Consider the following 14,985-nt stretch of genomic DNA (forward strand, 5'->3'; position numbering starts at 1 on the left):
GGCCAGAACTTCGCGGAGCTAGCGTAGGAAACCGCGCCGGTCGCCCCAGCCTGCGGCGAGGTCAGCCTCGGCCTGGTTGAGCCGGGCCGTGAGGACTTGGTCGAAGCCATCGAGGAAGAACTGGTCACCGGGCCTCGGCTCGATGGTCCGACCTTCGGCGACATACTCGGCAATGACGTCCATGAGTCCGTGGCCCGGGCGAATCCGACCGGCGATGTAGCGCTCGGCTCCCTGGAGGCCTGGGAAGCCCGCCTCACGGTAGAGGTACACGTCTCCTAGAAGGTCGACCTGCACGCCGGCCTGGATGTGGGCCGACGGGCGCATCTGGTCAGGCTCGATGCGTATGAGCTGGGCCTGGACTCCCGCGCGAAGACTGTGCAGGGCGTAGCCGAGGTCCACTCTGAGGTGCGGCGTCCGTGTGGCGACGCGTTCCTCGAACTCCTCTAGAACCTCCTGTAGGTCGGCGCGCTCCGAACGAGTCAGGCTGCCGTCGGACCGCCCGCTGTAGTCCTCGCGCAGGTCGAGGAAGTCGACCGGAGTTCCAGCATCGTCGAGCTCGGCGATCAGATCGACGAGGTCGAGGAGCCTTCGAGTACGGCCTGGCAGGACCAAGTAGCTGAAACCCAGACGGACGCGGTGGTCGCGTTCGGACCGGCGGCGCTGGAAGTTCAAGAGATTGGATTTCACGCGACTGAAGGCTGCCTTCTTGCCGGTGGTCTCGAGGTATTCGGCGTCGTCCAGTCCGTACAAGGAAGTGCGGACGGCGTGCAGATTCCAGAGGCCCGGCTGTCGGTCGAGTGTTTGCTCGGTGAGGGCGAATGCGTTCGTGTACACCGTGAACTTGAAGTCGCGTCGCGCGGCGTGCGCCACGATGTCACCGATGCCTGAGTTCGTCAGTGGTTCGAGTCCGCCGGAGGCGTACATCGCGAACGGGTTGGCTTGCGGCATTTCCTCGATCAGCGAGGTGAAGATCTCAGCACCTGCGGGTTGGGTATCTGCGGCATACCGTGCGCCAGTGACGCGCACGCAGAAATGGCAGCGGAACATGCAGGTGGGGCCTGGATAGAGGGAGACGACACGCGGATAGACGACACGATGGTGCAGCACGTCATCGATGACGTGCGCATCTTCCATCGGCAGCACGGTGTTGGTCCAGTACTTGCTGGCGGGGCCAGCCAGCACAGCGGCCCGCAGCTCCGGAATGGTCGTGAAGAGGTCGACGAGCTGCGCGAACTTCTCGCGAGGGACCTGCAGCTCTTCTCGCGCCGTCTCCATCGGAGTTGTCGGTTCCGAGGCGTAGCGACGGATGAGACTCAGCAGGTGAGCTGAATCGGCGCGGGAGGGTCGGCCCGCTGCGCCCAGCAAGTCGTCGACCCGTGTGTGCGCGGACGTCCGGCTGGTGTCGTGCAGGGCGAAGGCGCGCAGTGGGTCTGCTACGTCGAGGTTCATGCTGAAGTTGTCGCGAGCTTGCTCGTCGCGTGGAGGTCAAGGGCCCGTCTCACTTCGAGCCCACGGCCGACGGCACAGCGAATGACCGAGCAGACGGTTCGGACCTCGTCGAACTGGATCGACGAGCCAGCGGGGAGGGAGATCGTGCGAGCGGCAATCCGCTCGGTGTAAGGAAGTGCGACCGGGTGTGATTCGCGCGCCCGATCACCTGCGAAGGGCTCGATCTGGTGACAGGTCGGAACCCCGATCGGAGGTAGTGCGCGAATGTTCTCGGCCTCAAGGATGTCAAGGAGTGTGTTGCGTCCCAGACCGCACTCTGATTCGTCGATCTCAACGATGACGTACTGCGCATTGGTGGCCTCCGATGGCGGCGGTGAGAAGAAGGTGAGCCCGGTCAGGCCGGCCAGCTCTTCGCGATAGAGGTGCTGAATCTGAGTGTTGTGCCACACGGCGACGGGGAAGGCCTCCAACGAGGTGAGGCCCATTGCGGCGGATGGCTCGCTCATCTTCCCGTTGATTCCGCCCTGCGTCCCGCCCTTGCCGAACTGGTGCAGGGCTCGGACACGGGCGGCGAGTTCGGCGTCGTCAGTCACGACGGCGCCCCCTTCGAAGGAGCTGACGATCTTCGTCGCGTGGAAGCTGAACACCTCGGCCGTGCCGAACCCGCCGACCGGAACTCCGTCGACTGCGCAGCCGATCGCGTGCGCTGCGTCGTAGAAGAGCCGGACGCCACGCTCTTCGGCGAGGGAGGCCAACTCGTCCACGGCGCAGGTCCGGCCCCAGAGGTGAACCCCGAGGATGGCTGAGGTGCGAGGAGTCATGACCTCCGCGACGCGCTGAGGGTCAAGGCATCCCGTGACCGGATCGACGTCGCAGAACACGGGCTGGAGCCCCGCCCAGCGAACAGCGTTCGGTGTGGCCGCGAAGGTGAGCGACGGCATGATGACCTCCTGGGTGAGGTCGAGGGCGCGCACGATGCATTCGAGCGCCATCGTGGCGCTGCTGGTCGCGACAGCGTGGTTGACTCCTGCCATCTCGGCCACGCGAGCCTCGAACTCCTGCACCAGTGGCCCGCCGTTGGACAGCCATCGACGGTCGAGCGCCTCGTTGATCCGCGTCAGGAGGCGCTCGCGGTCGAAGTCGCCCGGTCGGTGTGTGTGCAAGGTTTCGGCACATGCCGTCGTCCCACCGAGGATCGCAAGATCTGTTGCCACGCGCTTGTCGGTCATCGAGTTCGCTCCTGCGGTGTCGTCCTTGTTTGAGCAGCGATTCTTCTGCGCCTGGTCGGGCGCGGCATCTCCGAGCGTGCGCGAGCACGGCAGACGGCACGGCGCGAGAAGCCGGACTGGCCAGGATTGAGGAGACTGAGTCGGTGATCGTTCCCTTCCTGGACATGCAGGCGCCGTACGAAGAGCTCAGCGGGGAACTCGACGCGGCCTACCGTCGGGTGATGCGTTCGGGACGGTACGTCCTAGGGGCAGAGGTCGAGGCTTTCGAGGCCGAGTGGGCGGCGTACTGCGACAACTCCGACGCGGTAGCCGTCGGGAGCGGCTGCGATGCGTTGGAACTGGCGCTCAGGGCAGTCGGAGTTGGCCCAGGGGATGAGGTGGTGGTGCCCTCGCACACCTTCATTGCCACGTGGTTGGCGGTGTCTGCGACTGGGGCAACCCCGGTCCCGGCTGAGCCGGATGCGGTCACGATGACTCTGGATCCCGCTGCTGTCGACGCAGCGGTGACCCGCCGTACGCGAGCTGTCGTTCCTGTTCATCTCTACGGGCGTCCCGCTGATCTCGGCGCGATCACCGCGGTCGCGCACCGCCATCGTCTTGCCGTGGTGGAAGACGCTGCTCAGGCGCCCGGCGCTGCACTGAACGGCCGGCGCATCGGAGCGGCCCCCTCGACTGTCGCGTTCAGCTTCTACCCGGGCAAGAACCTCGGTGCGTTCGGGGACAGCGGATGTGTCGTCACGTCAGACCCGACAGTCGCGGAGCGGGTGCGGGTTGCTCGCAACTACGGATCCCGTGAGAAGTACGACCACGAAGTGGTGGGAACCAACTCGCGAACTGATGAGCTGCAGGCTGCATTCTTGAGGGTCAAGCTGAAGCGACTGTCGCAGTGGAACGATCGACGCGGAGAGGTCGCCGCCCGGTATCTCCACGAGTTGCCGGCCGAGCTCGACCTTCCTGGACCGCAGCTCGGCGGCGTGCACGCCTGGCATCAGTTCGTGGTCCGGACGCCCGACCGAGACGCGCTTCGCGCGGCGCTTCGCGCGGAGGGCGTCGAGACGCTCGTGCACTATCCGAATCCTGTGCACCTGAGCGGCGCCTACTCCGAGATGGGACTGCGCCCGGGCGACTTCCCGATAGCGGAGCGTCTGGCCCGGGAGGCGCTCAGTCTTCCGATCGGACCGCACCTTTGGCCCGAACAGGTGGACCAGGTCATTGCGGAGGTTCGGAAGGTGCTGGCTCGCGGGTTCCGATGAACGCTCCGGGCTTCGAAGGGCCGTCGGTCCGATAGGTGCAGCTGAGCCCGGCCTGGGCGAATGCTTCCTCGTACCGTCCTTGGGTGAACAACGTGAGCCGGAAGTCCTCGGTGAAATGACGCAGTCCGCCGGCGGGTTCTGAGACGACGAAGTGCGACTGGATGCGCGAAGAGTCCTCGACCCGCGACGAATGTGAGACCCGGGCGAGGACTCGTCCATCGTCTTCGACGACGTCCCCGGTGACATATCCGTCGATGAAGTTCTCGGGGAACCACCACCCTTCCACGATGACAACGCCTCCTGGCTCGGTGTGAGCGGCTAGACGCGAAACTGCGCCATCGAGGTCTTCGCCAGTGGCCATGTGGGCGATCGAGCTGAAGAGAGTCACGACCGCTGAGAAGGTGCGACCGAGGTCGAAGTCGCGCATGTCGCTCTGGTGCATGGTGAGCTCCGGCGACCGGGCCAGGCCGGAGGCAATCATGTCTGCGGACAGTTCGACTCCTTCGACCTCGTCGAACAGGGTCTGCAGGTGACGCAGGTGCTCTCCGGTGCCACAACCGACGTCGAGCAGCGACGTCGCGGCAGGGCGCAGGTCACGGACAGCGCCTTCTACCCAGCGGGCTTCGGCAGGGTAGTCGCGACCTCGCCCGGTGTAGACGGCATCCCATATCTCAGCTACGTCACTTTCGTACATGACACCTGATGCTAGCGGCGCAGATGGGGGTGCGGCAGGGCCTCTGCGGGGGTCAGCATTCTGGGAGACATCCGGTCCACCGGCGCATGCAACAGTTGCGTTCACTGAAGAATTGCCCGCCTGAGAACCGAGGAGTTACCAGTGGAAACTGCAACGGTACCGACCAGAGCCGATCTGGTCAGTTCTGCGGCCGGACTGGTGCCGCTGCTTCGCGAGCGCGCCGCCGAGACCGAGAGTGCACGCCGCATCCCGGCCGAAACCGTCCAGGCGCTCACTGATGCTGGCATACTTCGAATGCGTGTGCCGCGTCGTTACGGTGGCTACGAGAGCGACATGCGCACGACTCAGGCGGTCGTCGCCGAGCTCGCCCGTGGTGACGGTTCGGTCTCGTGGACCGTCTCGGTCTGGATGATCAGCACGTGGATCGCCGGGTTGTTCCCCGACTCGGTCCAGGATGAGATCTTCTCCGACCCCGGCACTCGCGTGTGCGGCATTCTCAGCCCCACAGCGACCGCGGTTCCCGTCGATGGTGGCTACGTCGTCAACGGGGCGTGGTCGTTCAACTCCGGAGCGCAAGACAGTCAGTGGAACACCAACTCGGTGCTTCTGATGCCGCCCGGCGGTCAGCCTTCTCCGCTGATGACTGCCATTCCGATGAAGGATCTGGAGCTCGTCGACGACTGGTATTCATCAGGGCTGCAGGGTTCGGGCAGCATCAAGACCGTGGCCCGCGACGTGTTCGTGCCAGGCGACTATGCGCTGGACATGGGGCCGGTGCTTCGGCAGGAATACTCATCGGTGGCCAACGCCGACCAACCCATCTACCAGGCGCCCCTGGTCTCTACCGCCTCCGCGACGGTCAGCGGCGTGGCTGCCGGACTGGCGCGGGCCAGCGTCGAGGAGTTCCGTCTCCGCTTGCCCGGTCGCAAGATCACCTACACCGACTATGCAGAGCAGTCGAATGCGCCGCTGACTCATCTGCAGGTGGCGGAGGCGACGATCAAGGCTGAAGAGGCGACGTATCACGCCACGCGTGCCGCCGACCTTGTCGACTCCAAGAACGAGGCGTTCGAGACCTGGACGACCGAGGAACGTGCGCGAGTCCGACTCGAGATGGGAGCTGCTTGCGTGAGGGCGAAGGAAGCTGTCGACGTCTGCAGCACTGCAAGCGGCGGCTCCTCGATCTACCGGCACGTACCGATCCAACGGATCTCGCGAGACGTCCAGGCACTCAACTTGCATGGCGTCATGCATCCGGACACGAACTACGAGCTCTACGGTCGGCTGATGTGCGGGCTCGACCCCAACACACACTATCTGTGAGCGGGATTCACATCATGCGATTCTTGCCTGAGGAATCACCGTCCGTCGCCGTGGTGGGCATCGGCTATGTCGGCACGTGCCTCGCTGCGACCCTCGCCTCACGAGGTCTTCACGTCACGGGCATCGACCGTGACGTGAGCCGGGTCGAGGAGATGAATGCGGCTCGGACCCCTCTGCGCGAATCAGGTCTGGCTGAGTCCATCGCCGACAGCGTGGCGGCCGGACGCCTGCGCGCCACCACTGACATGTCGATGGCGGCGGCAGCCGACGTGGTGCTGGTGACAGTTGGTACCCCGATCCTGCCCGACGGATCAATCGACGATGATCAGGTGCGCGCCGCGTGCTCGGCCCTGTCTCCTCATCTCCGCAGGCATCAGCTGATCGTCTTCAAGACGACCGTCCCTCCGGGCATGACCCGCACCATGGCCGGACTTCTTGAGCACGAGGGCCTGGAGGCCGGGCATGATTTCGGTGTGGCGATCTCTCCGGAGCGACTGTCGGAGGGCATGGCCATGCAGGAGCTCGCGACCTTCCCTATCATCGTGGGCGGCTTGGGAGCGGATTCGACGGCGGCCGCCGCAGCCTTCTGGAAGCGGCACCTCGATGTTCCGGTGTTGGAGGTCGAGTCACTTGAGGCAGCCGAGATCGTCAAGCTTGCAGACAACTGGTGGATAGATGTCAATATCGCCCTCGCCAACGAGCTCGCGATCTTCTGTGACCTGCACGGCGTGGACGTCCTGGACGTCATCTCGGCGGCCAACACCATCCCGAAGGGTGCCGGGAAGGTCAACATCTTGATGCCGAGCATCGGAGTGGGCGGGTCCTGCCTGACGAAGGATCCCTGGATGATCTGGCATTCGGCCAAGCGCGCAGGCACCAACTTGCAGACCGTTGTCGTGGGCCGGGAGGTCAACAGCGCCATGCCCGAGCGCGTAGCCGAGGACCTGTTGCGGGTCTTGGCGGACCAGGGCAAGGAGGCCAAGGACGTGACCATCGCCGTGCTGGGCCTGGCGTTCAAGAACAACACCGGAGACCTCAGGGCCACGCCGGTGCATCCTGCGGTGCAGATCTGGGAGAAGGCCGGCGCCACCGTGCGTCTGTACGACCCGCTGGTCGATCCCGCCGAGGCGTATCACCTGTTCGAAATGGTGCCTGAGGCATCGCTGGAAGATGCCGTTCGCGGTGCTGATTGCGTGGCCGTGCTCGCGCTGCACCGAGAGTTCGCCGACGTGGACCTGGCGGCCCTTCCGGTGGCCTCGGGCTGCGTCGTCCTGGACGGCCGTGCCTACTACTCGAAGGAACGCATCGCCGGATTCGCCGACGCAGGTCTCACGTACCGAGGCATCGGGAGGTGAGTACGCGGCGATCGGTCGTCACCGGCGGTGGGGGGTTCATCGGCAGCCATCTGGTGAGGCGCCTGCTCGAGGACGGTGACGATGTGACTGTTCTCGACTCGAGGCCCCCTCCGTGGTCGCGTGAGGTTCGCTTTGTCGAGGGCGACGTCCGCGACCCCGACCTCGTCGCGAGTGTCGTGGGGGGCGCCGACGTCGTGTTCCACCTGGCCGCGGTCGTTGGCGTCGACCAGTACCTGCGGCGGCCCTTGGACGTGCTCGACGTCAATGTGGGGGGAACCCGTGCCGTCCTCGACGCGGCCGTCCGCGAAGGTGTGCGGGTCGTGATGGCGAGCACCAGCGAGGTCTTCGGCAAGAATCCCGCCGTTCCCTGGGCGGAGGACGGCGACCGGGTGCTCGGCCCCACCTCGGCCGACCGGTGGGCCTATGCGTCGAGCAAGGGTCTCGCGGAGCACATGGTGTACGGATTCGTCCGCCAGCACGGGCTGGACGCCTCGATCGTTCGATACTTCAATGTCTACGGGCCGGGACAACGTCCGGCGTTCCTGGTCAGCCGCTCGATACATCGCGCGCTCAACGGACTGCCGGCTGCCCTCTACGACTCGGGGGAGCAGACCCGCTGCTTCACGTACATCGACGATGCAGTCGAGGGCACGGTGCGCGCGGCTGCGTTGCCAGCTGCTCGTGGTGAGGCGTTCAACTTGGGCGCGACGCGAGAGACGTCGGTCCGCGAGGTGATTGCCATGGTGCTCCAGCTGACGGGCACCGACCCTCGCTCGTTTGGCGCGACCGACGTGTGCAAAGTTCTTGGAGCCGGGTATCAAGACCTGGCCCGTCGCGTACCGAGGACCGACAAGGCGCGTGACGTCCTGGGCTGGGAGGCTCTCACCTCTTTGCACGACGGATTGGTAGCCACGATCGACTGGGCTCGGTCGAACCCAACCTGGTTGCAGCAGCCAGACTCCGGTGCTGCCTGACATGGCACGACGTGACTTCGCACTTGAGGTGTACTTCTCTCAGTGGGAGTTCGTCGCGCGTCACAACCTCGCTGCTTCTGACCTGGAGTCGATGCCAGTCCAGAAGCTCATGGAGCTCGCTGACGACGAGGGCCGTGAACTGTGGCAGAGCCTCGATCTCGGGTACAGCCCGACGTACGGGCTGCCGGCCCTGCGCGAAGCGATCGCATCGACGTACGACCACGTCGCTGCCGAGGACGTCTTGTGCTTTGCAGGTGCTCAAGAGGGCCTGGCGGTGGCGTTCGAGGTTCTTCTCGGACCGGGCGATCACGCGGTCGTGCTGACGCCGGGGTACCAGTCCTCCGAGACAATCCCGCTCGCACTGTGCGACGTGACCGGCGTGCCACTGCGACCCGAGGACTCCTGGCTGCCGGACGTCGACGCCATCGAGCAGGCGCTGCGCCCGAACACGCGAGTGGTCGCGGTGAACTTCCCGCACAACCCTTCAGGTGCTGTGCCAGACCATCACACCTGGCGACGCTTGGTGCAGCTGTGCGAGGAGCGCGGCGTCTGGCTGCTGAGCGATGAGGTCTACCGAGGAGTCGAGCTCGACCCACGCACCACCTTGCCGCAGGCCGCCGATATGTCAGGCACGGCGCTGTCCTTGAATGTCATGTCGAAGGCCTACGGCATGGGTGGGCTGCGCGTCGGGTGGATCGCGTGCCGCGATCGCGCCGTCCTTGACCGGATGGAGCGAGCCAAGCACTTCGCGTCGATCTGCAACTCCGCCCCCAGCGAGGTGCTGGCCGTCGTCGCGTTGCGAGCCAAGGAGCACGTTCTTGCCCGCAACAGAAGCATCATTGCTGACAACGTTCCCCTGTTCGAGGAGTTCTTCGGTCGCCATCGAGATCTGTTCGAGTGGGTACCGCCCCAGGGCGGCTGTGTCTGCTTTCCGCGATACCTCGGCCCCGACGGGGTCGAGGCGATGTGTGCCGACCTCGTCGAGCAGGAAGGGGTGCTGCTGCTGCCCGCCAGCGTGTACGAGTCCGAACTCGGACCGGTACCGCGGGACCGGTTCCGCGTGGGTCTCGGTCGCAGCGGCGCCGCCGAAGCACTTGAGCGTTGGGAAGACTGGCTGCTGCGTCAGTCGTTCTGATCCTGACGCAGCAGATCCGCAGCCTTTTCGGCAATCATGACCGTCGGTGCGTTGGTGTTGCCGCGAATCGCTTCTGGAATCACCGAGGCGTCGACGACACGGAGCCCGGCGACCCCCTTGACCCGCAGCTCGTTGTCGACGACCGACCCGATCGCGCACGTGCCGACCGGGTGATAGATCGAGTGCGCGTACGCGCGAATGTAGGCCTCGAGATCTGCATCAGAATCTGACGCCGGCGGGCGGTAGGGCGAGCCCGCATACTTGTTCAACGCTGGCTGACGCGCGATGTCGAGCGCCAGGCGAAGAGCAGTGACGGCCACTCGCATGTCGTCCGGGTCGTCGAAGTAGTTGTGCAGGATGCGGGGCTTCGTCGTCGGGTCTTCGCCACCGAGGGTGACGGAGCCGCGACTGCGCGGGGTGATCGGCGAGGGTCCGAACGACACCGCGTGACGTGTGGGCACGCCGAGACCGTTGTCGACGAACATCACGGGCGCCGACAGCAGCTCCACATCCGGCGCTGGCAGGCTCGGGTCGGTGCGTACGAACCCGCCAACCTCGGGTCCGTTGCACGTCAGGGGGCCGCGACCCTCGGACATGAACTCGGCCAGACTCTCGGGCGATCCCGCTGCCAGCATGCTGACGGGCTCGTCGTGGGTGAAGATCATGGGAATCAGGACGTGGTCCTGCAGGTTCTGTCCGACTCCCGGCAGATCTACGGCGACCTGGAGGCCCAACGGCGCGAGCTGCTGAGCGGGACCTATCCCGGAGTTCAGGAGCAGCTGGGGGGAGTTGTACGTACCCGCTGAGACGATCACTTCGCGTTGTGCTCGGACCGTGACTTCTTCGCCCAAGCGGTGACTGACCACTCCGGTGGCGACGCCGTTGTCCAACAGCAGTCGAATGACCTGCAGGTTGGTCTCGACCGTCAGGTTCGGCCGTCCCATCGCGGGGTGGAGGAAAGCGGTCGATGAACTCTCGCGGCGGCCGTCGCGCTGGGTCAGCTGGAACCAACCGACACCGTCCTGCTCGGCTCCGTTGAAGTCAGTGTTGGCAGGGTGTCCGGCGTCGAGTGCGGCTTCGACGAACGCTTCGGACATGGGGTTGCGTGAACGGTTCTCGGACACGGCGAGCGGCCCGTCGGCGCCATGGAACTCGGAGGCTCCACGCTCGTTGTTCTCCGACCGCTTGAAGTACGGCAGGACGTCGTCGTATCTCCAGCCCGGTTGGTTCCAGCCGTCGTAGTCGACCCGATTGCCACGGATGTAGATCTGGGTATTGATGGAGCTCGTTCCACCGAGGACGCGGCCCCGTGGAAGATAGACCCGCCGACGATTGAGGTGCGGCTCGTCGTGGGTGTCGTAGTCCCAGTCCACGTTCGTGCGGAACAGTTTGGAGAACGCCGCCGGAACATGAATATTTTGGGCAGTGTCGGCGGGCCCGGCCTCGATGAGGCAGACCGTGACCGAGGGGTCCTCGGTCAGTCGCGACGCGAGTACGCAGCCTGCAGAACCTGCGCCGATGATGACGAAGTCATACATAAGTACCTCCAGTTGGTCGGGGGACGACCGCAGGCGCGGCACGCCGCGTTCAGTTGTGGACAGGTGAGGTTTGGTGAGAAGCGATGCGCCAGTCCCCGCCCCGGCGAACTGCCACCCAGGTGCTGCGGACAAGGTCCGAGGAGTCGGGACTGTCGTGCTCAGCCCGGACGATGCCGCCCTCAGTCACAGCAATGGCGACATCGGGGGTGATCAGCCTGATGTCGAGCGGGGCCTCGACGAGGCGGGTGCCCGCGAGAGCACCGGCGAACGCGGTGGACAGGTAGTCGTGGATGGCGTCGCGGTCGGCGAGCTGTTGGTCGCCAACGAGCATCCAGGCGTCGTCGATGAACATGTCGGTGAAGGCGCGAGCATCGCCGGAGTCCCACGCTGCTCGGCAGCGCAGAACAGCGGTGAGCACTGCACCCTCGCTACCGTGGGCGAAGTCGCCGTACTGGCTTGCCCACTGCTTGGCGCCATGTACGAGGTCAGCTGCCTTGTTGTCGATGGTCATGGTGTCGTCCCGGCTCACCATCGGAGCGTGGCGCCGTCGCCACGGGGGCTGTTCTGGTAAGCGGCGAGCTGCCAGATGTCGTTTCGTTTGACGACGACCCAGGTCGAACCGACAGCCAGCTCCGGAGCGATCTGTGTCTCCCCCGGGGGAAGGATGCCGCCATGCGTGCGCAGCAGCGCGACGTCGTCGCCAAGAAAGCGCACGTCGACCGGCTGTCCGGTGACCCCGGTTCCCTTGAAGGGGCCTGCGTAGGCGGCGGCCATGAACCCGCCGATTTCCTCACGACCCCGCTTGAAGACATCACCGGGAAGAATCATCAGACCGTTCTCGGTGAAGACCTCGGCGACTGCGTGGCCGTCATTGTTCGCCCAGGCTTGCACGAGGCGAAGGGGGACGCTCAGTGCGGCCTTCTCCCGGTCGCTGGTGAAGTCGCCGTAGTAGGCGTCCAGGTCAGGTGCTTGTTGTCCTGCGATGGCTGTCATGTCACTCACTGTCCTGCGGTCTTTGGGGGCGCCGCATCTTCCCGATTGCCGGACGTGTGGTGGTCAGCTGTGCACGGGGCTGCTCTGGTGAGACACGAGCTCGAGAACGCCAGGGGCGCTGCGAGAAATGACCCAGATGGCACGGATCTCGTTCTGGGGCTCGATAGCCGACTGGCCGTCGAAGATGATGCCGCCATGAGTGACGAGCACGGCAACGGTGTCGGACAAGAATTCCAGGTGCAGCGGGCCGCCCTCGACGTGAGCGCCTTTGAACGGGCCGGCAAACCCCGCGGTCATGAACTCGCGGATCTCTTCGCGCGATGTGAGTTGGGTGTCCTGCAGCAACAGGCTGCCGTTCTCGGCGAACACCTCGGCGAAGGCGTCGGCGTCGTTGGTGGCCCAGGCGACCTGTATGCGTTGCGCGACCGCCTGGACGGCCCGCTGATCGGGTGCGTCGAACTCGCCGTAGTACGTCGTGTCTTCCTCGACTCCGGCTTTGGTCAAGATGTCGGTGGCATCCCCCCAGTGCTGAGAGGAGGTACTGGTGTGGTGAGTGTCGGCCATAATCAACTCCTGGTCTGGAGCTCACAGTCTTCGCCGCGGATGCTGGTCGTGGCATCTTCGCGATTGCCATCTCGACGCGCGTGTCGTCCGCATGATCTCGCCCGGTTAGGACCAGACCCTCGCCTGTCATCGAGGACGCAGCACGACGTCGGGTAGTTGATGGATACAACGATTAAATATATTGACGGGTCCTGTCCCGAATGGTTGTCTTGCTGATGGCCTGAACGAACTACGGGCCTAGACAACAAGAGCCATGACGATCATGATTCACGCTGCCATTGGTCCAGACGTAGTGGCTGCGAAACAATGCCAGGGGAGACGTCGTGCGAATTGCTGTCGTAGTCGCCAGAGATTGCACACGGCAAGGCATCGTGGCGTTGGTGAATGAACTGGAGTCGTGCGAGGTCATCCATGAATGCAACGGTGACTGCACGTCGTGCGGTGAATGGATGTTCGACCAGCACCGGACAGCCGATGTCGTGCTCCTGTCCTTCGGGACGCTGAGCGCCACGGAGACCAGCCGGCTCACCACCACGGCTCGGGACCGAAACGTGAAGATCCTGATGCTGCTGGAGGAGTTTCGCGACGACATGATCGACATCCTCGCCATGGCCCCGAGCAACGGGTACTTGATGGGCGACGTGACCAGTGAGGTTCTGCGGTCCACTCTCGAAGGCCTGCCCAGCGTAGAACAGCTACCGATGCCCGGATTCATGGCGCGGACTCTCTTGGCTCGTGTGAGCAGCTCCCAGCGGTCGCCGGTCGCTGCGGCGTTGACGCCTCGGGAGCGTCAGGTGCTCGAGCTCATGGTTGAAGGGTTGAGCAACAAGCAGATCGCCCGACAGCTCGGGGTGTCGGTGAATGGCGTGAAACGTCTCGTTTCTTGTGTGCTTGCCAAGTTGAACTGCTCGAACCGCACTCAAGCGGTCGCTCAGGCGTTGAACTTCGACCTGTTGGCCTGACTTAATACCCGCCCGGGATCGGTCGGGGTGCTGGCATGCCCCCTGTCGGTGGCCTACCCATGTGGGTATGCCGTCAGGGGCCCCAGCTGGGCCGGTCCGTGTGAGCACCGCAGCTGCTCCCGCCCGTAGTGATAGCCCCGTTGGGTCTACGCGCCGGCACGAACCGCTGTGAGTCTCGATGACATCGCCGCTCATGGAGGAGCTGGCTACGTCAACGAGGGGGAGCCATGAGTGAAGCCGAACGTGCTGTTGCCAGAGTTGTCGAACGAATCAATGGTGAGTACAGCGATGAGCTCACCATTGACGATCTGGCCGAGACTGCGTTCTACAGCAAGTTTCACTTCACGCGAGTCTTTCACCGATTGACGGGCGTGACGCCTGGTCGATTCCTGTCTGCCGTGCGGATCCAGAAAGCTAAAGAGCTACTGCTTCGCACCGACCTGACGGTGACCGAGATCAGCCATGGCGTGGGCTATGCCAGTTGCGGCACCTTCAGCTCGCGCTTCGCCCAAAGCGTCGGTGTCTCGCCGAGTGCGTACCGAGCGCTGGGAGGCTTTCGCCCGGTAACAGATACATCGGGCACCTGTGATCCGCCCGACCAGCGTCCCGATCCAACCACAAGCTCGACCATTCATGGCCGGGTCGAGGCCGAGGGATGCGACCTCACCGGATTGATCTTCGTGGGGGTGTTCTCGGGGCCCGTGCACGAGGGGAAGCCCATCCGCTCAGTCGTCCTCGATGGACCCGGGCACTTCACCTTGGACAGTGTGCCGGCCGGTGACTGGTACGTCATGGCCTGCAGCGCCAGCGCCAGCGCCAGCGCTGATGACCGCGATGGCGCATCGCAGGTCGTCGGATCAAGTGGCCCACTCACCCTGCGGCCAGGCGTCGCCGCGGTTGTCGATCTCGCTCTGCACACGCTCCGTCTGGTCGAACCGCCCGTTCTGCTGGCACGCATGAGCGGACTGGAGAGCCGGCCTGTGCGGTATCGGATGTCGGTGTGAGCAGTGCCTTCTCGTCCAATGAGCCGCAATAGAAGAGGGGCTTGGGGTGGACGCTCGTCCCTAGGCTGCCCGTAGGTCCAGACCAGCCGTTCTACCATCCGCCACCCAGGAGGCCGCCATGACTGTTCACGATGTAGCGAAGCGATCGTTCGATGACACGATCCGTCTCTACAACGAGGCGTTCGAGTCGCGCGATATCGACACGTTCATCACGTTCTTTCGCGACGATGCGATCAAGATCGACCCCGACGGGACGTACGTGCAGGGAACTGCGGCGATCGCCGAGCTGTTCGGCGGCTTGTTCCAGATGGAGTTCACGGCGACCTTTCCCGAGCTCAGCAGAGTGATCACGGGGCCGACCGCACTTCAGGTCACGGAGATCACGCTGACGTTCGACGGATTCGCGGAGCACTTCTACACGGCGCTCACGTTCGCGCAGGGCTCTGACGGCCTCTGGCGGGTCCTGGCGGCTGTGAGCGCCACGGTGCCCGCGGGTGATGGCTCAGCCTGAG

General features: G+C 64.7%; 15 protein-coding genes. 8 read left to right on the forward strand and 7 right to left on the reverse strand.

Features of this window, described 5'->3' with window-relative positions; translation table 11 throughout:
* Positions 1-18: 18 nt before the first annotated feature.
* On the reverse strand, positions 19-1,449 hold the full coding sequence (desII, locus tag ACHAA3_RS12130) for a dTDP-4-amino-4,6-dideoxy-D-glucose ammonia-lyase (protein WP_435709280.1): 1,431 nt from the start codon (positions 1,447-1,449) through the stop codon (positions 19-21).
* A complete protein-coding gene (locus ACHAA3_RS12135; protein ID WP_435709281.1) occupies positions 1,446-2,678 on the reverse strand; it encodes an aminotransferase class I/II-fold pyridoxal phosphate-dependent enzyme in 1,233 nt (410 codons plus the stop codon). The genes desII and ACHAA3_RS12135 overlap by 4 nt, the downstream gene beginning before the upstream one ends.
* 221 nt (positions 2,679-2,899) lie before the next feature.
* Here ACHAA3_RS12135 and ACHAA3_RS12140 point away from each other — a divergent pair, with 221 nt between their 5' ends.
* Positions 2,900-3,931: a DegT/DnrJ/EryC1/StrS family aminotransferase gene (locus ACHAA3_RS12140; protein WP_435709440.1), complete on the forward strand. Its 1,032-nt coding sequence runs from the start codon at positions 2,900-2,902 to the stop codon at positions 3,929-3,931.
* On the opposite strand, the gene ACHAA3_RS12145 is transcribed toward ACHAA3_RS12140, so the two are convergent.
* Positions 3,888-4,625: a class I SAM-dependent methyltransferase gene (locus ACHAA3_RS12145; RefSeq protein WP_435709282.1), complete on the reverse strand. Its 738-nt coding sequence runs from the start codon at positions 4,623-4,625 to the stop codon at positions 3,888-3,890. The genes ACHAA3_RS12140 and ACHAA3_RS12145 overlap by 44 nt on opposite strands.
* Before the next feature lie 141 nt (positions 4,626-4,766).
* Between ACHAA3_RS12145 and ACHAA3_RS12150 the strand changes: the two genes are divergently transcribed.
* Genes ACHAA3_RS12150 through ACHAA3_RS12165 form a run of 4 tightly spaced genes read left to right on the forward strand, consistent with a single transcriptional unit; the run spans position 4,767 to position 9,412 of the window.
* Positions 4,767-5,948, forward strand: coding sequence for an acyl-CoA dehydrogenase family protein (locus tag ACHAA3_RS12150; protein WP_435709283.1), 1,182 nt, complete (start codon positions 4,767-4,769; stop codon positions 5,946-5,948).
* A 14-nt stretch (positions 5,949-5,962) separates the two neighbouring features.
* Positions 5,963-7,303 (forward strand): nucleotide sugar dehydrogenase, encoded by a 1,341-nt coding sequence (locus ACHAA3_RS12155; RefSeq protein ID WP_435709284.1) that lies wholly within the window; start codon positions 5,963-5,965, stop codon positions 7,301-7,303.
* Positions 7,300-8,277: an NAD-dependent epimerase/dehydratase family protein gene (locus ACHAA3_RS12160; protein ID WP_435709285.1), complete on the forward strand. Its 978-nt coding sequence runs from the start codon at positions 7,300-7,302 to the stop codon at positions 8,275-8,277. The genes ACHAA3_RS12155 and ACHAA3_RS12160 overlap by 4 nt, the downstream gene beginning before the upstream one ends.
* Position 8,278: 1 nt before the next feature.
* The gene (locus ACHAA3_RS12165; RefSeq protein ID WP_435709286.1) at positions 8,279-9,412 is read left to right on the forward strand and encodes an aminotransferase class I/II-fold pyridoxal phosphate-dependent enzyme; all 1,134 of its coding nucleotides are present in this window, start codon (positions 8,279-8,281) and stop codon (positions 9,410-9,412) included.
* Here ACHAA3_RS12165 and ACHAA3_RS12170 read toward each other — a convergent pair.
* The 4 genes from ACHAA3_RS12170 to ACHAA3_RS12185 all read right to left on the reverse strand — a co-directional run bounded on the left by ACHAA3_RS12170 (position 9,400) and on the right by ACHAA3_RS12185 (position 12,507).
* Entirely contained in the window at positions 9,400-10,950 is a 1,551-nt protein-coding gene (locus tag ACHAA3_RS12170) for a GMC family oxidoreductase (RefSeq protein WP_435709287.1), read from the reverse strand. The two genes, ACHAA3_RS12165 and ACHAA3_RS12170, sit on opposite strands and share 13 nt — an antisense overlap.
* Before the next feature lie 49 nt (positions 10,951-10,999).
* The gene (locus ACHAA3_RS12175) at positions 11,000-11,479 is read right to left on the reverse strand and encodes an SgcJ/EcaC family oxidoreductase (RefSeq protein ID WP_435709288.1); all 480 of its coding nucleotides are present in this window, start codon (positions 11,477-11,479) and stop codon (positions 11,000-11,002) included.
* A complete protein-coding gene (locus ACHAA3_RS12180; RefSeq protein WP_435709289.1) occupies positions 11,476-11,943 on the reverse strand; it encodes an SgcJ/EcaC family oxidoreductase in 468 nt (155 codons plus the stop codon). Before ACHAA3_RS12180 ends, ACHAA3_RS12175 begins: the two co-directional genes overlap by 4 nt.
* A gap of 63 nt (positions 11,944-12,006) precedes the next feature.
* Complete coding sequence (locus ACHAA3_RS12185; protein ID WP_435709290.1) at positions 12,007-12,507, reverse strand: SgcJ/EcaC family oxidoreductase; 501 nt, start codon at positions 12,505-12,507, stop codon at positions 12,007-12,009.
* A gap of 323 nt (positions 12,508-12,830) precedes the next feature.
* Between ACHAA3_RS12185 and ACHAA3_RS12190 the strand changes: the two genes are divergently transcribed.
* The 3 genes from ACHAA3_RS12190 (at position 12,831) to ACHAA3_RS12200 (ending at position 14,984) form a co-directional block, all read left to right on the forward strand.
* Positions 12,831-13,469 carry a response regulator transcription factor gene (locus ACHAA3_RS12190; protein ID WP_435709291.1) on the forward strand — a complete coding sequence of 213 codons (639 nt, stop codon included), beginning with the start codon at positions 12,831-12,833 and terminating at the stop codon, positions 13,467-13,469.
* 227 nt (positions 13,470-13,696) lie between these two features.
* Positions 13,697-14,473, forward strand: a complete 777-nt coding sequence (locus tag ACHAA3_RS12195) for a helix-turn-helix transcriptional regulator (protein WP_435709292.1) — start codon at positions 13,697-13,699, stop codon at positions 14,471-14,473.
* Positions 14,474-14,591: 118 nt separating this feature from the next.
* Entirely contained in the window at positions 14,592-14,984 is a 393-nt protein-coding gene (locus ACHAA3_RS12200; RefSeq protein WP_435709294.1) for a YybH family protein, read from the forward strand.
* The last annotated feature ends 1 nt before the right edge of the window (position 14,985 follow it).

It is taken from the genome of Aeromicrobium sp. CF3.5, from assembly GCF_051262695.1.
Lineage (GTDB): Bacteria > Actinomycetota > Actinomycetes > Propionibacteriales > Nocardioidaceae > Aeromicrobium.